Genomic DNA, 18,941 nt, shown 5'->3' on the forward strand with positions numbered 1-18,941 from the left:
TTACTTAATTTTATAGGAAACCATAATGCCGCCTCGGTACGGGAGCCACTCTCCGCTGCGGTTCCAGCCGTCCCCGTGGTCTGTATCGTAGCGGTCGCCACTCAGCTTGTCGTAGCCTTTATATCTATCCTGCGCGTTCCCGAATGCAAGAAACACATCCAGATTCCACCGCTCTTTCCAGCTAAACTGATAGCCACCGACAGCACCGATTATAAAACTGTAGCCCTTCTGGTAAAGATTTGAGTTGATGTACGGGGTAATCTCGCCTTGTTTGTTTTTGTAGAATTCATTGTTCCAGTAGTTCCACTTTGATATGTTGAATGCGGCACCCGAGACATTAGCACCTACATACCAGCCGCTAAAGGCTTCTTTAAAGTAATATCTCCCGTCCACCCCTGCGATCATAAAGCGGGCATTGTGCCCCGCAAAAGACTTCCAGGGAGAAAGTGTGGCATCACCCTGCAGGGTGATTTTTGGCGCTAACTGAAACTCCGCTGCCGCATTAATAATGCCGACCGGCAGCAGTAGGGCATTCCCCTTTACGAAAACCTGCCGCTCCTCTGCTTGCTGGGAAAAAAGAATTCCACTCCAAACAACAAAAAAACTTACCCAGATTCTAAAGTTCATTGAGCAGCTCTTTCACGGGGTTGGTATCGAGGTTTCCGCTTTCCGCAAGCTGCAGCGCGCGCTCGGCAAACATCCTGGCCTCCTGTTTTTTTCCTGTTTTCAGATAAATCTTTGCCAAGGCATAGGTATTCTGCACGGTTTCGCGCGACATCACAGATTTTTCCAGCCAGGCGGAGGCAGTTTTTAGCGACCGGGCATCATTGCTGTGTTCGGAGATGAGCATTGCCGGCTGCACAAGATCAGCAGGATCAAAGCCATTTCCATCTTTAAAAAATGCCAAGGCTGTTTCTTCAAATTTCTCAAAATTACCTGAGGTGAGGTAGAAATTCATCTCATACCTTGCTAAGCCTGCTTCAGCCTCGTCCGCCGGTACTTTCCCTGCTATTTCCTTGAGGTATACCCCGGCATTTATGCTGCCATCGCTGGTGTTGATGGCCTTCGCCAGCGCATCGCTTATTAAGATTTGCTCATTGAATTGGCGGTACACTTCCTCCGGGAGCAACTTCGTGATTTCTGCCTTGTTTTCAAAGAAATATTTATAATTAGCGTCGTTCGTTGACCGTATGTAAGACAAAAGCATCGATAATTCTTCCCTGCTTAGCTGGCGGTCTTTTTTATTGGCAAAATAGCGCTCGCTTACCTTTTTGGCAAATTCCGGATCAGTAGCCGCAAAGAGCTGTACGGCAGATTTCAGGAATTCCGGATCTTTTTCACCCTTTTCGAAGCGCTCTTTTGCGTTTCCTTCTTTTACAAGCGGGTTTGCCACCCTCCTACCCAGGCTGATAAAATCATCAGGCTCAAGATATCCGCCGCCGCGATAAAGCACCTCGCCATTAGCATTTAAAAAAAGATAGGTGGGATAGGAGTATACCTGATACTTTCGGGCAATTTCCCTGCCCTCGCCCTTTTCCATATCCAGGTGGGCGTTTATAAAATTTTCATTATAAAAATCTGCAACTTCCTTCTTTACAAATACATTCCGCTCCATCATTTTACAAGGTCCGCACCAGCTTGCGTAGGCATCTAGGAATACGGGCTTGCCCTCCCTGCCTGCTTTTGCGAGTATTTCACTCATTGGCAGTTCTTCAAATTTGATGGACTGCGCTGAGAAGAAGGACGCGGCAAAAAGGCTCGCCGCTGTGATATAGAATTTCATCCGCGAAGTTTGGCTACAAATATAAATATCTTTTTTTGTACTATTCGCTCACGAGCTTCTTCAGATAATTCCCATACCCACTCTTGCCGTATTTATCGGCGGTTTCCAGGAGTTTTTCGTCGGTGATGAATTTATTGCGCCACGCAATCTCCTCGATGCAGCCTATTTTGTAGCCCTGCCGCTTTTCTATGACGCGCACAAATTCCGATGCATCGTGTAGGGAATCGAAAGTGCCAGTATCCAGCCAGGCTGTGCCTCTGTCCAAAACGCCGACCTCCAGCTTGCCTTTTTGAAGATAGACATTGTTCACATCGGTAATTTCCAGTTCGCCACGAGCCGAAGGCTTGATGTTTCTCGCAATTTCCACCACCTCATTATCGTAAAAATAAAGCCCGGGAACTGCATAGTTGGATTTTGGGTGCTGCGGTTTTTCCTCAATGGATACCGCTCTGAAATTCTCATCAAATTCCACAACGCCGTACCTTTCCGGATCGGCGACATGGTAGGCGAAAACTACGCCGCCATCAGGATTGGTTTTCTCCTTCAGCAGCTGGCCCATACCATAGCCGTAGAAAATATTATCGCCAAGAACCAGTGCTGCGGAATCATTCCCGATAAAATCTGCACCCAAAATAAACGCCTGCGCCAAGCCGTCTGGCGAATGCTGCACCACATACTCAATCTGGCAGCCGATTTGCGAACCATCGCCCAAAAGTTTTTTAAAGCCTTGCTGATCGTGCGGCGTGGTGATGACCAATATTTCACGGATTCCCGCCAAAAGCAGCGTGGAAAGCGGATAGTAAATCATCGGCTTGTCGTACACCGGCATCAGCTGCTTGGAAACAGCGATGGTCAGCGGATAAAGTCTTGTGCCGGATCCCCCGGCGAGAATAATTCCTTTCATTTTAAAACTGCTTTAGGCTTTAGGCAGGAAGCTTTTCACCTTTTATTTTTAATTTTGATGCTTACAGCTTACCGCTTTCAGCATATTGCTCACTATAATATTTCTGATAATCTCCGCTGGTCACATTTTCCAGCCATTCCTGATTTTCAAGGAACCAATCGATGGTTTGGGAAAGGCCTTCCTCAAAGGTTACGGAAGGCTTCCAGCCTAAGTCTTTGTGAAGTTTCGTAGCGTCTATTGCGTAGCGCTTATCGTGGCCTGGCCTGTCTTTCACGAAGGTTATCAGCTTTTCGGAATAGCCTGCAGGCTTGCCGGTTTTCTCATCAACCTGGCGGATTAATTCCTTTACCAAGTCAATATTCTGCCACTCATTCCAGCCACCGATGTTGTAGGTTTCGCCGGTTTTCGCTTCGTGGAAAATTTGGAAAATAGCTTTAGCGTGGTCAATCACGAAAAGCCAGTCCCTGGTATATTTTCCATCGCCATAAATTGGTAAAGGCTTCTCGTTCAGGATGTTATGGATGCAAAGCGGAATCAGCTTTTCCGGAAAATGGTTCGGGCCGTAATTATTCGAGCAGTTGGACACGATGAACGGCAGGCCGTAGGTATTGCCGTAGGCCCTCACCAGATGATCGGAAGCTGCCTTGCTTGCGGAATACGGCGATTTCGGATCGTAGGCAGTTTCCTCCGTGAAGAATCCGGTTTCTCCCAAGGCACCGTAAACCTCATCCGTGGAAATGTGGTAGAACAGGTTTTTGCGTCTCTCATCCGGGAAATTTCCGTGCGTATGCTCAGGGTTCAGCTCCCAGAATTCGCGGCAAAGATTCAGCAGATTTGCCGTGCCGAAAACATTGGTATTGATGAAGGCATTCGGATTGGAAATGCTCCTATCCACATGGCTTTCTGCGGCAAGGTGCACCACGGCATCAGGCTTGTGCTTTTCAAAAACGCGGCGCAGTTCTTCGGTTTTGGTAATGTCCGCCCTTTCAAAAATATAGTTAGGCTCGTTCTCAATATCCTTCAGGTTTTCCAGATTTCCGGCGTATGTGAGCGCATCCAGATTGATGATTTTCGTATCGGGAAGGTTTTTCACGAATTCCCGCACAACATGCGAACCTATGAAACCGGCTCCTCCGGTGATAATGATGGACTGCATTCTATTTTAGGATTAAAAAATTCAAATTAACGATTAAAAGATTTTTACTGTCTATTGTTGTTTGTATGACAAGTCTTATGTCTTGCATCATGGCAACATCTAATCTCAAAAATTCCCCTCCGAGAATTTTGCCTGAACCTTGTCTTTTTCTGAAAGAATGATGTCAGAAGCCGGAAGTTTCCAGTCGATATTCAAATCGGCATCGTTCCAAAGCACGCCGCCTTCCGATTCTTTGTTGTAGAAATTATCACATTTGTAAGCGAAAATCGCCGTTTCGCTCAGCACCGAAAATCCGTGGCCGAAACCTCTTGGCACATAGAACTGCAGCTTGTTCTCCGCGGAAAGTTCCACGCCGTACCATTTACCGAAAGTCGGCGAATCTTTTCGCAAATCCACAGCCACATCGAAAACTTTCCCTTCCAGGCAGGAAACTAATTTTGCCTGGGCATTTTCACCTTTCTGCAGATGGATGCCGCGCAAAACGCCGTAGCAGGATTTTGAAATATTATCCTGAACAAAGTGGCCGTTCAATCTTGTCAGCTCCTCGAACTTTTTCTCGTTGAACTTTTCGTAAAAATAGCCTCTATCATCCTCGAAAATTGTGGGCTCGATGATGTAGCAGTCTTTTAAAGGTGTCTCAATCAGCTTCATACGATTTTAACTATTTGCTGGCATCCTGTTTTTTTAGTTTTTCGGCTTCCTGTTCGTAAACGGCTTTCTTCAGTCCGGAACTGGAAAACCGGTGGTCGCGTTTGTTATAGTAAATTTCAATGCCTTTTTCCTCGCAGTATTTTTTCCCTGTGAATTCCTTGTCTCTATAATCGTCACCAATGATGCGGATATCAATTATGAAAGAGCGCAGGATGTCCTCCAGATCCTGCTCGGTAACATAGGGTACAATTTCGTCCACATCCTTGCAGGCTTTCAACTGGATGTAGCGCTCCACGATGGTCTGCGTCGGCTTATTTTTATGCGCCCTCTCCATTGAGGGGTCTATTTGGAGACCTACAATTAAATAATCGCAAACTGTTTTAGCTTCCTCCAGCATTTTTATGTGCCCGGCATGCAGCAAATCGAACGCGGAGAATGTGATTCCAACTTTTTTATCTTTCATAATATTATAATTGCCACAAAGAAAAGGCAAATATGCAAAATGAACAAATAATTAAAGCCGCCATCGGTTATTAGTAAGCCTGCTCATCACCGCGGAAAATATTATAAACGGTAAGGAAAATAATTTTCAGATCCAGGAAGAAAGACCAGTTCTGGATGTACCACACATCTTTTTCGACGCGGCGCTGCATATCTTTCTCGCTGAAAATTTCTCCACGGGCACCTGTAACCTGCGCCCAACCTGTGATGCCGGGCTTCACCATATGGCGCAGCATATACCTGTCGGTAATTTCTGAATAAATTTCAGTTTGGGACAACATATGCGGGCGCGGCCCTACGACGGACATATCCCCTACGAGGACATTAAAAAACTGCGGCAATTCATCGATACTCGTTTTCCTCATAAAGGCCCCGAAATTGGTAACCCGCCTGTCATTTTTAGTAGCGACTTTTAAATCCGCGTCTTTGTTTATAGTCATACTGCGGAATTTAATGCAGTTGAACGGCTTATTATCCAAACCGGAACGGAGCTGCGTGAAAAACACTGGGCCCTTACTTTCTGCCCTGATGATGATGGCGATAATCGGCGTAAGCCATGAAAGAATGAAAATAATGACAAACAGCGAAAATAAAATATCGAACGCCCTTTTTACGAAGGCTTTTTCGGGAATCTGCAAGGGTTCTGGCATTAGTTTGAACAAGGGAACATCGCCCACCACTTTCAGCGAAGTAGCCGGTAGAAAACTTGAAAACCCAGGTAGAAAGAAAATCCTAACCATCTGATTTTCAGCCTTTTTCAAAATAGGACGATAAATTTCCTCCACATCACCGCTGTCACAAATGATGATATTGTCAATCTTCTCACCATTCAAATCGCGAAGCAAATCGTCCAAAGTTCCGAGATATTTTCCCTTTTTAATGCCAACACCCTCAGTCACAGTATAAAATCCCTTCACACCCAAACCTTGGCGGAAGCTTTTATTCTGTAAAAATTCTTCTATATCCACATTGCGTCCCACCAGAACGCTCGAAAGTTTACGGTTCAGGTAAACACGGTAATTTTTGCGGTAGAGCAGCGCAGCGATTCTCGCCAAACCTATGATAAATGCGAAAATGACCACCGACCAAAACGCTGAATTTCGTCCGAAATTAAGTGTAGGAAAAAAATATAAGATGCTGAAATTCAGCGCGGTAAAAATGAAAAATGTTTTTGCCAGTTCGCCGAAATGCTTCTGCGCCTCCTTCGTAAATGCATTAGCGTAAAGTTGAGTGAACCAACTCACTGAAAACCAGGCAATTAAAAGAAAAACAGCAATGAAGAAAAGCTCATCAAACGGCTTAGTAAAATGCCCAAAAAAAATAATCGCCAAAAACGCAATGATGATGGACAGCGCATCACAAATTTTTAAAAGCGTTGCAAAATCATTGTATAATTTCCGCATTCGCATTGTGGCAGAGCATTAAAAAGCAAATATAGCAAAAGAAATCGCAAACATTAGCCTTTAAATTTTTTGTGCAAATTGTTGGTGGAAAAATTTAGGCAAAATATATTGGGGAACTTTACGCAAAATCTTAAAAAACAAGGTGAAATATCCTAATAGTTTATGGTCTTTGATTATTTTCAAATCCTCGGAAGACTTTTTTCCCTGCTGAGACAAGTCGGTGCTTTTCCCGCCGATTCTCATTTTTACTACATAGTCATCATAGAATACTTTTTTGATATTTCTGTTTTGAAACCATCTTAGGGAAATATCGTAATCGGAAGCGATTTTAAATTCTTCTCTATAAAGGCCGTATTTTTCAAACACATTTCTTTTTACATAAATCGTGGTATGCAGCGGAATCCAGCCGAAGTAAAGCCTCAACGGCCGGAATAACGAGGAGCCATAGATTCTTCTTACCTTGGAAAGATTATTTTCATCCACATAAATCCCGTTGGCATACACCAAATCTGCATTCGTTTCTCGGAATACTTCAGCAATTTTTGCAAGAGTTTCATCATCATAATAGAAATCATCTGAATGCAGCACCCCTACAATATCTCCCGAAGCCTTTTTTATCCCCTTGTTTATAGCATTGTACATACCGCTGTCTGGCTCGCTTATCAGAACATCAATCGCATCAGTATTCTTTTTTAAAATATCCACTGTGCCATCGTTCGAAGCGCCATCTACAACGATGTATTCGATATTGCGGTAAGTTTGCGCACGGAGGCTGTCTATCGCGCTCTGGATGGTGGTCGCCCTGTTGTAGCAGGCCGTAATGACGGAGATTTTCATTCTGCTTATTCTAAATTATTTGCGTGTACCCACATTTCTGAAGTCAATCGGTTTAAAATCTGTGGCGCTGAAAATTTCCGTATTCGCTGGCTGCAATACGAAGCCATCAGCCCTCAATTTGGGATCCATAATAACGGAGTTAGCATCTCCGCTCGAAAACCTGCTACCTTCTAAGCTTTTAATCTGTGAGGAGAAGTAAACATTTCCTTTCATCTTCTTTTTAATATGCTGCCAATTCCTTCCGGTAAAGTCGTTATTCCTCATTACGAGAATATTATTATTGAAATTGAACGAATTATGGTCCTCCACTCTGCTCGCTTCTACCGCAGCCTTTCCGTTCCAGGCAAAAATATTATTTTCAATTAAATTGTTTCTTCCGTAATGCTGGTGAAAACCTGCATCGGAACAATTGTATGCCAGATTGTTAATAATGCGTATATTGCTGGAGCCTTCATCCGTATAGAAACCCCAACCGCCGTACTCTTTGGAGTTGATATCGTGCACAATATTGTGATGAATTACCGTGCCATCGGAAATGCCTAATGTATAGACCCCCGCCAAATCGTCCAAAACACCCTTACCAAGATGGTAAATATGATTGTACGCTATCTCATTATTCTTCGTGACACTCTCACCGTAGCCCCATACCCAGCCAACAGAAATTCCGGTATAGAAAAAATCCGAAATATCGTTATGAAGTACTCTGCAATCTCTGGCATTAAGAAGATTTACCGCTGCAGCGCAAGTATAAAATAAGCCGCCATTTTTTATGACATTATCAGTAATAAGGATATTGCTGGATGCCATATTTTTAGGAGGCGCCTGCTCATTGCCTACCTTTATAGCGCCTGCAGCCAAGGAATTAAAATTGTTATTAGAAATCGAAATATAGTCGCAGTTGTCTTTTATCCAAACGGCGTGGGTCTGAATGTTTTGTACTACCAGATTTTTCAGCGATATTTTTGACGCGTTTTCTAAGGTAAGCACTGCATCCACCGAAACTGCAGATTGCGAAGGCTCGAAGCCCTGCCTGCCTAAAGCTTTGCCAAATTGCTCTATACAGATATTGCTGAGCGTAATATTTGTAATTTTGGTAGAAGTATCTCCGGTAAATTCTATTAATTTATCAACTTCCGGAACAATAAAAGTTGAATTCTCAATCGTTTCACCTTTTTCCGGCCTGTATATCACGGTTTGATGATCGGCATTGTACCATCTACCCTCATCCAAAACCGGCACATTTATCAATCGGTACTCCGTTTGTTTATCCTTCAGGCTGTACCAGGGTCCGAAGTTTGGCCCGTTGAATTGTAATCTGCGGTTTTTCGCATCATAATGGGACAGCAACCTTATGATGTTGCTCCATTGGATATTGAACACACCGTAAATATTAGCCATTTCGGCAGGGCTGAAAGATTCGATTTTTTTTGCGAGTTCTTTCTCTGCCTTAGTACTGATGAATGTTTCAGTGCGCTCTGGATTAATAATCTTGAAATAACCCTGGCTCGGTAGCGAGGAAATCAGTTTCTGCTTGCCATTCCTGGAAAGCATTTGGGTGAAGGATTTGCTTCCGGTCCGGCTTATAATCCAGTATCCGGATTTTTTATCCAGTCGGGCTTTTAGTTTTTGTCCGCCGTAAAAAGTTGGAGGATTACTTTCGTTGCCCATTATTACAATCCTGTTTTTTTCCGTTCTTGCAAAAGATTTATCAAGCAGGATTGGTTGGGAAAGATAGTAATCACCGGAGCCCACAATAATCCTAACCGAGTCCTGGGAATAACTTTTTGCTAAATCGAGAGCTTTTTGTAGAGATTTCACCGGTTTCTGCGATGTGCCCGGTGCAGCGTCGTCCCCATCGGTAGAAACAAATATTTTCTTCTGAGCCAGTAGATTTGAACTCAGAAAAAATACACATAATATGATGTATCGAAAATGCACGGGAGAAAACTTTAGCATAATTTAAATTTATTGTTTAGAAATCAATTGCTCCTGATACAAATCTATGTATTTCTTATAAAGTTTCTCCTCATCGAAAAATTTACTGGCTATTTCACGACACTCAGAGCTTAAAAATTTTTTTTCATTTGAAAGAAAGACTTCCACCGCTCCCTTAATATCGCCCTGTTCCACAACAAAACCACCGCCGCATTGCAACGATTCAGGCGAACCACCTGTCCTATAAGTAACCACCGGGGTTCCGCAGGCTAAAGCTTCCAAGTTTGTTGTTGGATAATTATCTTCATAGGTTGGATTGAAGAAAAACTCTGCTGCACTGTAGATTTGCGCAAGCTCCTGCTGGCTTTCAGTCCTCGGAATCGTTTTAATATTTTCTGGCAATGTCTTTCCTTGCTTCCTATCCACCCCTACCAAGACGATTTGGAAGTGATTATTATCCAGCATATTTGCAAGCTGTATAAAATCATTCAGGCCTTTCCGCTTGGACCAGGTGGAGGCCACGCCAAGAATTATTTTCTTGCCTTGCAGATTATACTTTGCTATAACCTGCTCGCTAGCCTCTGGCTTGAAAACATTTAAGTTGATACCGTTCCGAATAACCCTGATTTCTTTACTTCCCAAAAAGGATTTCTTCACCTCATCGGCTAGCCATTGTGAGGGCGTACAGATTGTGAGATTATCAATTTTGCTTAGCAATTCTTTTTTCAGCAGGAAATTCCTTCGGGATTTGTCCGTAATACTTTTAGGATAGGTAAAGGTTTGCGGGCAATTGTTGCATTCCGTCTGCCACTTCTCACATCCCGCAAAGGAATAATAGACGCAGTGGCCGGTATATGCCCAGCAGTCGTGAAGCGTCCAAACTACCGGCAGGTTTTTTTTCTGTAAATATGAAAAAAGTATGCTGATATTCAGATAATAGCCGTGGAGATTATGCAGGTGTATGAGATCTGGCTTTATTTCTTCCAACTTCTCTACCAATCTTTCTGTGGCGGATTTTGAGAAAAGCCCGTGTGCATCTGCCAAAACGCTTCCCGCACCGTGTAAAAGCGTATCTGCCAATCCTCCCATTTTTATTTCCTGGGAGGCTGTAGGGTTGCGGTGCCTTGGCCCTGCGGCAAAATAGCTCTGCCATCCTTCTGCCAGAACCAGTTTACCGATGCTTTCTGCAATTCTTCCAGGTGCCCTGGAATTCTGGAAGGTGTTAATTTGTACGATTCTCATTAGCAACGATATACCTTTTGTATGATATGACGGTAATTAATAGCAATAGCAAATTGGAAATAAAAAATCCTATTGACAGATTAATAGAACCAGGCCAATCTTTCTTCCAATGGGAAAGAAAAAAAAATATAAATATGCAGCCTGCATCGGCAAGAATCCGCTGTACCAGGATTATTACATTATTCCCTGATGAGATAAAGGACTGCAACAGGATATTTATGATGCCAGTGCATACCGCTGCCACAGACAGTAGGGATATAATGAGCCTTCCACTGTAATAAGTATTTCCGTAAAACCTCATTATTAAAGGATAGAACCCGATAATAAGCGTAGATATAAGGATGGTAATCACCATATTCATTACCACTACTTTCTTCATAGTGCCGGAGTTGTTTCCTGAAGACAAGGCGCTAAGAAGAACATTTCTCAAAATATTGGGAATAAAAATAATGATATAGAACCATTGCATTGCAGCCGAGAAATTACCCAGTTCTTCGTAGCCGTACCACAACACCATTAAATAGGAAAATGCAGAAGTAAATACGGCAATTGATAAATCGTAAAGTGCAATAGGCCAATTGAACTTCAGCATTGAAAAAATATTGTAATGTTTTCCTGCTGTTTCCGCACGCAAAGTAGTTTCCTTGCCTTTGCGCAGAAAAATATAATTTACAAAAGCGGTAAAAAACTGAACCAGCAGAAGTGCGGCTACAGCTCCGTCTAAATTATAATAATAGGTAAGTACAACACTTAAGGAGATCGTCAGGAGGCCGGATATGATGTTAATCTTTGCAATGAAACCAAATTTATCAAGACCTGCCAAATAGGCATTTTGCAAGGTAACTATTGCTTGAAAAAATATCCAGAAGGCCATAAGCATCGTAGCTATCCAATAATCTTCCCTCTTGAACAAATGGATCGAAACAGAATGCGGGAAAAGTAGTATGAGTACCGACAATATTCCCGATATAAACATTGTAATAAGGTTGCAATTCCGCATTATGGCACGATAAACTGCTGGATTCGCATTATTTTCTGCAATAAATTTGGTTGCTGTATAGCCTAAGCCGAAAGTTGAAAAAATAGCTAATGAGTAAACAAAATTTTTGATCATATTATAGCCGCCAAAATCTGCCGCACCCAACATCTTGGCTACCAAAATCCCCGAAAAAAGAACGGCCGTTTTAGCGAAGCCAGAGCCCAAAACGGCAAATAGCGAATTACGCAACAGCGGATTATTCCTTAACTTTCGCAGAAACTCCATCAGCGGTAAATTTTTTATTACCAAGCCTAATTACAAGCATTAAGAAAAATACCATACACAGAAATCCAAGCAAATATGCTGTGGAACTTTGCAAATCCCCTCGAAGCAAAAAAATGGAAAAGCCGACAAGCGTAAAATAAAGTATAGAAAAATCTCGTGTGGTATTAAGATTTTCTATGAACTTACGATCAAAAAATGCAAATGCCGCAGGAAGGGCCACCGCAAAAAGAATCAGCCCGTAAATCCCGAAATTTAAGTAACCTTCAGCGTAATAGTTCATAGCAAGGTTATCATAATATAAATTTAATTCTTTAGCCATATATGCCCCCGACCCCCTGGCTTTTTCTGGCCAAAACTTTCTTGGCACCCAAAAAAATATGACCCCTAACAATTGATCCCCATAGGTGATCATATTATATTTTATAACCCTTAGCAAACTGGAGTAGGAATCAAAATGCCCTTCTGTAAACATTTCAAAATCAAAACCTATTTTGACAGCTTGAGACTTGGAAAAGGTTCGGAATGTATTTAATAATGGAAAAACAACAAGGAAACCCAAAATCATTATCACATTGAACCTGAAACCATACCTTAAAGATGGGATCACTGCCAAAAACATTGGTATGTACAACGCCGCAACATTATATCTTGCAAGACCTGTCGGAAAATTACAGAATAGACCTACTAGTAAAAATATGATTGAAAAAAAATCCCAAGACCTCGTATAATAGAAGTAAATGGTAAAAACAAAAATAGATAGCGGCCGGAAAAAGTTTGTAACAATATGATCTAAAGGCGTGACTTCGTCCGGAGATTCAAACAGATCTGAGCCTCGCAAGAATAATTTTAATAAATTAAAATCATAACTTATCAGCGTTGTCAGCACTGAAACGGCTGATAAAACGAGCAATAAAAGCTTAGTAGTAAGTGGAAGTGAAATTTTGGTGGTGTAGAGCACCTTTTTGCTGGTTTCCGGGGTCAGGGTTCTGGTGCCGTACCCCCATTTGTAAACGACTTCAAAAATCAATAAACAAAACAGCAGGATAAGATTGGTGATTAAGTAATCCTCTGCAGTAAAGCCAGAACCTACCTTCCAGAATTTCACTCCATTTATGTATTGCAAATAAGGCGAAATCCCGAAAAAAAGCAGAGAAAATGTATGGAACATTTTGTACAGGCTGAAGGATAGGTTGCGGCTGTTAAAAATCGCTATTACAGACCAAATTGATATTGCAAAAGATGTAAAAGCAACACCGGCATTAAAATAATCACCATCCTGCAAGAAAATTGCAAGAATAATAATTGATGTAAGAAATGTAAAAATCCCTCTTTTCACAAAAATTTGCAGGATTTAGCAATAACCTGTACAATCAATGGGTGATGTACCACTCAATGATTTTCTGAACGCCTTCTTTTAACTCAACACTGTGCCCCCAGCCTAATGAATGCAGCTTGGATACATCGGTAAGTTTCTTCATTGTACCGTCTGGCTTGCCGCTGTCAAATAAGATTTCACCCTGATAATCGGTATTTTCCGCAATCAACTGGGAAAGATTTTTGATGGTGATATCGGTTCCCGTCCCGATATTAATATGCGTATTCCGCACCTCGCGCTTTCCTTCCGCCAGCTGAGGGAAATCCACCCGCTCCATAATATAAACGCAGGCATCGGCCATATCTTCGCTCCAAAGGAATTCGCGCATTGGCATTCCTGTGCCCCAAAGCTCCACCCTGTTATCAAATATTCCAAATTGGCTCAGTCCCTGCCTTATCTGCTCGTCACTTGCATCGGCAGCAATCACGCTCACCGGTCTCTTTTTCAAATCTTGCCGTATGAAGCTCCAATCGCTTTCACCAAGCGCCTTTGAAAGCAAAATCTTCCGCACCATTGCAGGAAGCACATGGCTATTCTCCAAATCAAAATTATCATTCGGGCCATACAGGTTGGTCGGCATTACGGAAATGAAATTCGTACCGTACTGAAGGTTGAAACTTTCACATAATTTTATTCCGGCGATTTTAGCAATGGCGTAGGGTTCATTCGTGTACTCCAAAGGTGCCGTGAGGAGCTCATCTTCGGAAATCGGCTGCCTGGCCTCTCTCGGATAAATGCAGGTGCTGCCCAGGAAAAGCAACTTTTTCACACCGTGTTTGTAGGCACTTGAAATTACATTGTTTTGGATTTGCAAATTTCTGAGGATGAAATCCGCCCTGTAAGTATTATTGGCGTGGATTCCTCCCACAAAAGCGGCGGCAAGGAATACATACTCCGGCTGCTCATTCTTAAAGAAGTGCTCGGTAGCTGCTGAATCCGTCAAATCCAATTCTGCCGAAGTTTTCCCAACCAAGTTAGAATAGCCCTTTGCCTGCAGGTTTTTCCAAATAGCGGATCCTACTAAGCCGCGGTGCCCCGCCACATATATTTTACTGGTGGAATCCATTGTTTATCAAATCTTTTTTTGCCAATTCCAGGTCGGAAGAGATCATATCTTTTACCAAAGCATTCAAATCATACTTTGGCTGCCAACCCAATTCGTTCTTAGCTTTAGAAGGATCGCCAATCAGCAAATCCACCTCCGTAGGCCTGTAGTACTGAGGATCTACCCGCACTACCACTTTCCCGATTTCAAGCTGATAATCAGGATGGCTGCAGGATTTTACTTTGGCCACCTCATTTTCGGCTGAACCTTCAAAATCCAGCTCAATGCCCACCTCGGCAAAAGCCATCTTTACGAAGTCCCGAATATAAGTTGTAACTCCTGTGGCTATCACATAATCATCAGGCTTATCCTGCTGCAGCATCAGCCACATTGCTTCCACATAGTCTTTAGCGTGCCCCCAATCTCTTTGTGCATCGAGGTTCCCAAGGTAAAGGCAATCTTGCTTCCCGGTAACTATAGCAGCTACCGCCATTGTAATTTTCCTCGTCACGAAGGTTTCGCCTCTTCTCGGAGATTCGTGGTTGAAGAGAATTCCGTTGCAGGCAAACATATTGTAGGCTTCTCTGTAATTTTTCGTAATCCAGAAGCCGTAAATTTTCGCTACGCCATAGGGCGACCTCGGATAGAAGGGCGAGCTTTCATCGTAAAAACCGTTCTCGTTTTTATTCTCCTCCAATCCTCCGTAAAGTTCAGATGTGGATGCCTGGTAAATCTTCGTTTTCTCTGTCAACCCCAAAATCCTAACTGCCTCCAAAAGACGAAGCGTGCCGATGCCATCCACATTTGCCACATACTCCGGCGAATCAAAGGAGACCTTCACATGGGACATTGCCCCCAAGTTATAGATCTCATCCGGCTGGACTTCTTGAATGATGCGGATTAAATTCGTGGAATCGGTAAGATCCCCGTAATGCAGCTTGAAGTTTACATCTTTTTCGTGCTGATCGATATATAAATGGTCGATTCTCTGGGTGTTGAATGAAGAAGCCCTGCGTTTTACGCCGTGGACTTTATATCCTTTTTCTAGGAGCAATTCAGCAAGATAAGATCCATCCTGCCCGGTAATACCTGTAATTAAAGCGACTTTGCTCATATATTATCTCTATTATAGTCATCCTCGATTCTTACGATATCATCCTCACCAAAATAATCCCCATACTGCACTTCGATGAAGTACAAATCATCTTCACCATAGTTTGCAATGCGGTGGTTGGCACCTCTTGGAATGCGCACAACTTCACCGGGAAGATAATCCTTTACCTCGTCATTCAGCGTCACGGTAGCCTTTCCGGTGATAATCGTCCAGACTTCCGCTCTGTGCTTGTGATATTGCAAAGAAAGTCTGCCTTGCGGCTTCACAAGAATTTTCTTTACTTTATGAGTTGGTGCATCTTCCAGTACCCAATATTCTCCCCAAGGTCTTATGTCGTGTTCCATACTACCAGCTGATAATTTTAATTTTTTGAAGAATGGTGTTTATCAATTCCTAAAATTATTTTTAAATCTTTGCCAGAAAGTCTGTTCGTTCCTGCCATACCCGTAGCCATATTTATTGCCGTAGCTGAAATTGTTCCTGTCTACATCATTCAGAACGAAGCCTACATTTTTTATTTTGTCGCTCGAGATGGTATCCACGGCAAATTTTGTAAGATTTTTCTCGGTAAAGCCAGAACGCGTCACATATACCGTAGCATCAGCAAGATGGGAGATGATAAATGAATCCGTAACAAGGAGCAGCGGCGCGGTATCCAGTATGATGTAATCATATCTTCGCCGAAGAGTTTCCAGCAGCTCCCCGTATCTCGGGCTGGCGAGCAGATCGGTAGGATTGGGCGGTATGGTTCCGGAATAGATAACATCCAGATTAGGGTTATAGGTGGAATGGTGGGTGATTTCCTCTGGCTTTACCTCGGGATCATAGAGGTACTCCGAGAGTCCTTTTACCCCTTTGTTTTCAGGGTTGAACCTCTGAAGCTGAGGGTTGCGGATATCCGACCCGATAACGATGACGCGCCTGTTCGGCCGAGCCAGGGAAAGGGCAAGATTAAAGGATACAAAGGTTTTGCCTTCTCCCTTCACAGTGGATGTCACAAATATCACCTTGCCTTCCGTCCATTTAGGAAGCATAAAATTAAGATTGGTGACGAGGATCTTAAAGGATTCGGAAAGCGGGGAAAGGTCGTTTGTCTGAATAATTTCTGACTGCCGGCTGCTTACCTTCGGTATTTCTGCAAGTATGGTTCTTCCACCCACAGCCTTGCTGAGATCTTCTTTCGTCTTTATCTTGTTATCAAGCAGCTGTTGTAGATATATGCTTGTAAAAGGCAACAGAAGACCAAGTAACAGAGCAACCGGATAGATCAGTGCCTTTTTTGGAGAAACGGGCTTGGCACTCGGGTATGCAGAATCCAAGATTCTTGCCTTAGGCGCCGTTACCGCCAGAGATATGGCGGTTTCTTCGCGCTTCTGAAGAAGCAATAAGTAGAGGTTTTCTTTTATTTGCTGCTGCCGCTCTATGGTACGGAACATCTTCTCCAGCGCCGGCAGGCGGGAAATCTTGCCCGCCATTACATTCTGCTCATTCTGGAAGGCATTTACAGCGAGCTGCAATCCTTGGCGGTTTTTTTCAAGGCTCTGCACTACCGACTGCCGCATGGAGGCAATCTGCGATGCCAGCTCCCTCGCTGCGGGGTGCTCCGGCGTTGCACTTTCCAGAATTCTGTTTCGCTCCATTACCAGGCGGTTATACGCAGCTATATTTCCTGCCGCTTCCGTACTGCCTAATCCTACATTGGATGGGAGAACAGATGCGTTGTCCCCGCGCTTCATATAGGAAAGAAGGGCGTTGGTAAGCTCCAGCTGCGCGCCTACCTCCAGTTGCTTGGCACGCGCTTCGGCAGAGCTTTCGAGATTTATTTTTGCTTCGGTCGGGATGTCGGAAATATTATTCTGGGATTTGAACCGCTCCTTCTGGTTCTCCACATCCCCCAGCTCTCCGGAGATGATCCCGATTCTGTTGTCGATAAAGTCCAGAGATTTTTTAAATTCGGAGTTCTTATCATCTATAGCGTCCTTATTGTATGCCTGCACCAGTCCGTTCACAATCTGCTTGCCTTTGTTTACATCCGGATAATTAAGCTCCAGGGCTATTACGGTGGCATCCTTATTTACGAGATCTACGGACAGGGCTTCCATCAGTTCAGAAACACGCATTTCCATCGGGGAAAATTCTAGGCGGATATTCTCTATTTTTTCTTTTGGAGGTACAAACTCGGGGTTCCTCCTTATCACGATGTTTGCAAACGGCAGGCTAATAACCCTGTTGAAATCTCCTACTATTTCCTTATCAAATTCTGTGGAAGACAGCCTGATCCTCGATCCGCTGATGTTTAGCTTGAATGGCTTTTTTGGGTAATTCAGCGTGTCCTTCTCGCTTAATACATTTACCAAAATCGGCGAGTTTTTCCCATAAAGCTCTTTTTTCTGAATATCATCATCATTCTTTATTACTGTTTCCATATTGCGGCTCCTCACCACATCGCGCATCAGTTTTTTGGTCTTGAAAACCTCCACCTCGTTCTCCACGCTGTTGGTGTTCATCCCCGTAAGTGATGATATATCTACAATATCGCTGATATCGCCCATCCCGCCGCCGCTTTTTTTGGCGTCTTTTATCAGTACGGTAGATGTTATTTTATAAGCTGGCGCTACAAATTTTAAAGCAATCCAGGCAAGTGCCAGCGCGCCCAAGGCACTGAGCAGAAACCACGGCCACCGCCGGAGATAAGGATTGAGAACTTCCTGAATATTTACTTCATTTTCTGAACTGACTTCTGCCACCTGGCTTTTCTCCATCTGAAATTCTATAATAGTTGCCAAATATACAACGAAATTACAAGCCTGCAAATTATTTCCTCCGCAGATTTTTTAATGTTTATGAGGAGTTTTTCTGCAAAGGCTTTTGCGCTTAAATGTAATAATTTATATTTGCAAACCTACAGCGATACAGAATGAAGAATTTTTGGTACACATTGGTTGCAGCCCTTACCCTACTCTCCTGCCAGTCCCGAAAGCCGCAGGAATCCCGCCTTGATTATATGAAAAACATAGAGCAGGTGGCAGAGGAAACTGCGATGAGGTACTCCTACAGCACCATACAGCCGGGTGACCAGCTGATGATAGTGGTATCCGGGAAGGACCTGGATGTGGTAAAACCTTTCAACCAGAACTGGAGCTCCAGCCAGATGCTCCAGAATGTGCAGGCGGGGGGCAACCTAAGCCCCACCGTGGCACCCGTATCCGGCCCTACCTACCTGGTAGATAATGACGGGAATATCGATATGCCGATCATCGGAAGGCTGAATACCACAGGGAAAACCATAGAAAAATTCAAGGATGAGGTAAGGGCGGAGGTATCCCGGTACATCATCAACCCCACCATCACGATGCGGAACATCAACTTCAAGGTTACGGTGCTGGGCGAGGTGGCAAGGCCCGGGGAGTACACCGTAGCGGACGGGCATACCACGCTCCTGCGCGCCCTGGGTATGGCGGGGGACCTCACCATCTACGGTAAAAGGGATGATGTGCTGGTAATCCGCAATGAGGATGGGCAGCTGATCCGCCAGCGCATCGACCTTACGGATGCTTCATTCATCAGCTCTCCTTTTTATAACCTGAAGCAGGGCGATGTGATCTATGTATCCCCGAACGAGACGCGGGAAATAGTGGCAAAGCAGAACCCCAACCTGCCGATCTGGCTTTCCGTAGCCTCCGTATCCGTAGGTATCCTTGGGCTTATCGTGGCGCTGATTAAGTAAGTAT

At 43.7% G+C, this 18,941-nt stretch carries 17 protein-coding genes; 1 reads left to right on the top strand and 16 read right to left on the bottom strand.

Annotation, left to right across the window (positions count from 1 at the left end):
• From BUB43_RS07170 to BUB43_RS07245, 16 genes are all read right to left on the bottom strand, one after another.
• On the bottom strand, window positions 1-627 hold the full coding sequence (locus BUB43_RS07170; protein WP_083541201.1) for a DUF3575 domain-containing protein: 627 nt from the start codon (window positions 625-627) through the stop codon (window positions 1-3).
• Window positions 617-1,783, bottom strand: a complete 1,167-nt coding sequence (locus BUB43_RS07175) for a thioredoxin family protein (protein WP_073179671.1) — start codon at window positions 1,781-1,783, stop codon at window positions 617-619. Before BUB43_RS07175 ends, BUB43_RS07170 begins: the two co-directional genes overlap by 11 nt.
• Before the next feature lie 40 nt (window positions 1,784-1,823).
• Window positions 1,824-2,687, bottom strand: coding sequence for a glucose-1-phosphate thymidylyltransferase RfbA (gene rfbA / locus BUB43_RS07180; protein ID WP_073179673.1), 864 nt, complete (start codon window positions 2,685-2,687; stop codon window positions 1,824-1,826).
• Window positions 2,688-2,748: 61 nt separating this feature from the next.
• On the bottom strand, window positions 2,749-3,843 hold the full coding sequence (gene rfbB / locus BUB43_RS07185; RefSeq protein ID WP_073179675.1) for a dTDP-glucose 4,6-dehydratase: 1,095 nt from the start codon (window positions 3,841-3,843) through the stop codon (window positions 2,749-2,751).
• A gap of 105 nt (window positions 3,844-3,948) precedes the next feature.
• Window positions 3,949-4,494, bottom strand: coding sequence for a dTDP-4-dehydrorhamnose 3,5-epimerase (rfbC, locus tag BUB43_RS07190; protein WP_073179677.1), 546 nt, complete (start codon window positions 4,492-4,494; stop codon window positions 3,949-3,951).
• 10 nt (window positions 4,495-4,504) lie between these two features.
• Entirely contained in the window at window positions 4,505-4,957 is a 453-nt protein-coding gene (locus tag BUB43_RS07195; protein WP_073179678.1) for an adenylyltransferase/cytidyltransferase family protein, read from the bottom strand.
• A 70-nt stretch (window positions 4,958-5,027) separates the two neighbouring features.
• Window positions 5,028-6,398 (bottom strand): exopolysaccharide biosynthesis polyprenyl glycosylphosphotransferase, encoded by a 1,371-nt coding sequence (locus BUB43_RS07200; RefSeq protein WP_073179680.1) that lies wholly within the window; start codon window positions 6,396-6,398, stop codon window positions 5,028-5,030.
• Between the two features lie 60 nt (window positions 6,399-6,458).
• Complete coding sequence (locus BUB43_RS07205) at window positions 6,459-7,235, bottom strand: glycosyltransferase family 2 protein (RefSeq protein ID WP_073179690.1); 777 nt, start codon at window positions 7,233-7,235, stop codon at window positions 6,459-6,461.
• A gap of 15 nt (window positions 7,236-7,250) precedes the next feature.
• The gene (locus BUB43_RS07210) at window positions 7,251-9,191 is read right to left on the bottom strand and encodes a right-handed parallel beta-helix repeat-containing protein (RefSeq protein WP_083541204.1); all 1,941 of its coding nucleotides are present in this window, start codon (window positions 9,189-9,191) and stop codon (window positions 7,251-7,253) included.
• 9 nt (window positions 9,192-9,200) lie between these two features.
• A complete protein-coding gene (locus tag BUB43_RS07215; RefSeq protein ID WP_073179694.1) occupies window positions 9,201-10,412 on the bottom strand; it encodes a glycosyltransferase in 1,212 nt (403 codons plus the stop codon).
• Entirely contained in the window at window positions 10,393-11,676 is a 1,284-nt protein-coding gene (locus tag BUB43_RS07220; protein WP_143154062.1) for an oligosaccharide flippase family protein, read from the bottom strand. The genes BUB43_RS07215 and BUB43_RS07220 overlap by 20 nt, the downstream gene beginning before the upstream one ends.
• Window positions 11,648-13,012, bottom strand: coding sequence for a hypothetical protein (locus BUB43_RS07225; protein ID WP_073179698.1), 1,365 nt, complete (start codon window positions 13,010-13,012; stop codon window positions 11,648-11,650). The genes BUB43_RS07220 and BUB43_RS07225 overlap by 29 nt, the downstream gene beginning before the upstream one ends.
• A 34-nt stretch (window positions 13,013-13,046) precedes the next feature.
• Entirely contained in the window at window positions 13,047-14,117 is a 1,071-nt protein-coding gene (locus BUB43_RS07230) for a GDP-L-fucose synthase family protein (RefSeq protein WP_073179699.1), read from the bottom strand.
• Window positions 14,101-15,210: a GDP-mannose 4,6-dehydratase gene (gene gmd / locus BUB43_RS07235; RefSeq protein WP_073179701.1), complete on the bottom strand. Its 1,110-nt coding sequence runs from the start codon at window positions 15,208-15,210 to the stop codon at window positions 14,101-14,103. Before gmd ends, BUB43_RS07230 begins: the two co-directional genes overlap by 17 nt.
• The gene (locus BUB43_RS07240) at window positions 15,207-15,554 is read right to left on the bottom strand and encodes a phosphomannose isomerase type II C-terminal cupin domain (RefSeq protein WP_073179703.1); all 348 of its coding nucleotides are present in this window, start codon (window positions 15,552-15,554) and stop codon (window positions 15,207-15,209) included. Before BUB43_RS07240 ends, gmd begins: the two co-directional genes overlap by 4 nt.
• Before the next feature lie 42 nt (window positions 15,555-15,596).
• Window positions 15,597-17,972 (bottom strand): GumC family protein, encoded by a 2,376-nt coding sequence (locus BUB43_RS07245; RefSeq protein ID WP_073179864.1) that lies wholly within the window; start codon window positions 17,970-17,972, stop codon window positions 15,597-15,599.
• Between the two features lie 155 nt (window positions 17,973-18,127).
• On the opposite strand from BUB43_RS07245, the gene BUB43_RS07250 reads away from it, so the two are divergent.
• Window positions 18,128-18,937 (top strand): polysaccharide biosynthesis/export family protein, encoded by an 810-nt coding sequence (locus tag BUB43_RS07250; protein WP_073179705.1) that lies wholly within the window; start codon window positions 18,128-18,130, stop codon window positions 18,935-18,937.
• Window positions 18,938-18,941: the final 4 nt, after the last annotated feature.

It is taken from the genome of Cruoricaptor ignavus (genome assembly GCF_900141665.1).
GTDB classification, from domain to species: domain Bacteria; phylum Bacteroidota; class Bacteroidia; order Flavobacteriales; family Weeksellaceae; genus Cruoricaptor; species Cruoricaptor ignavus.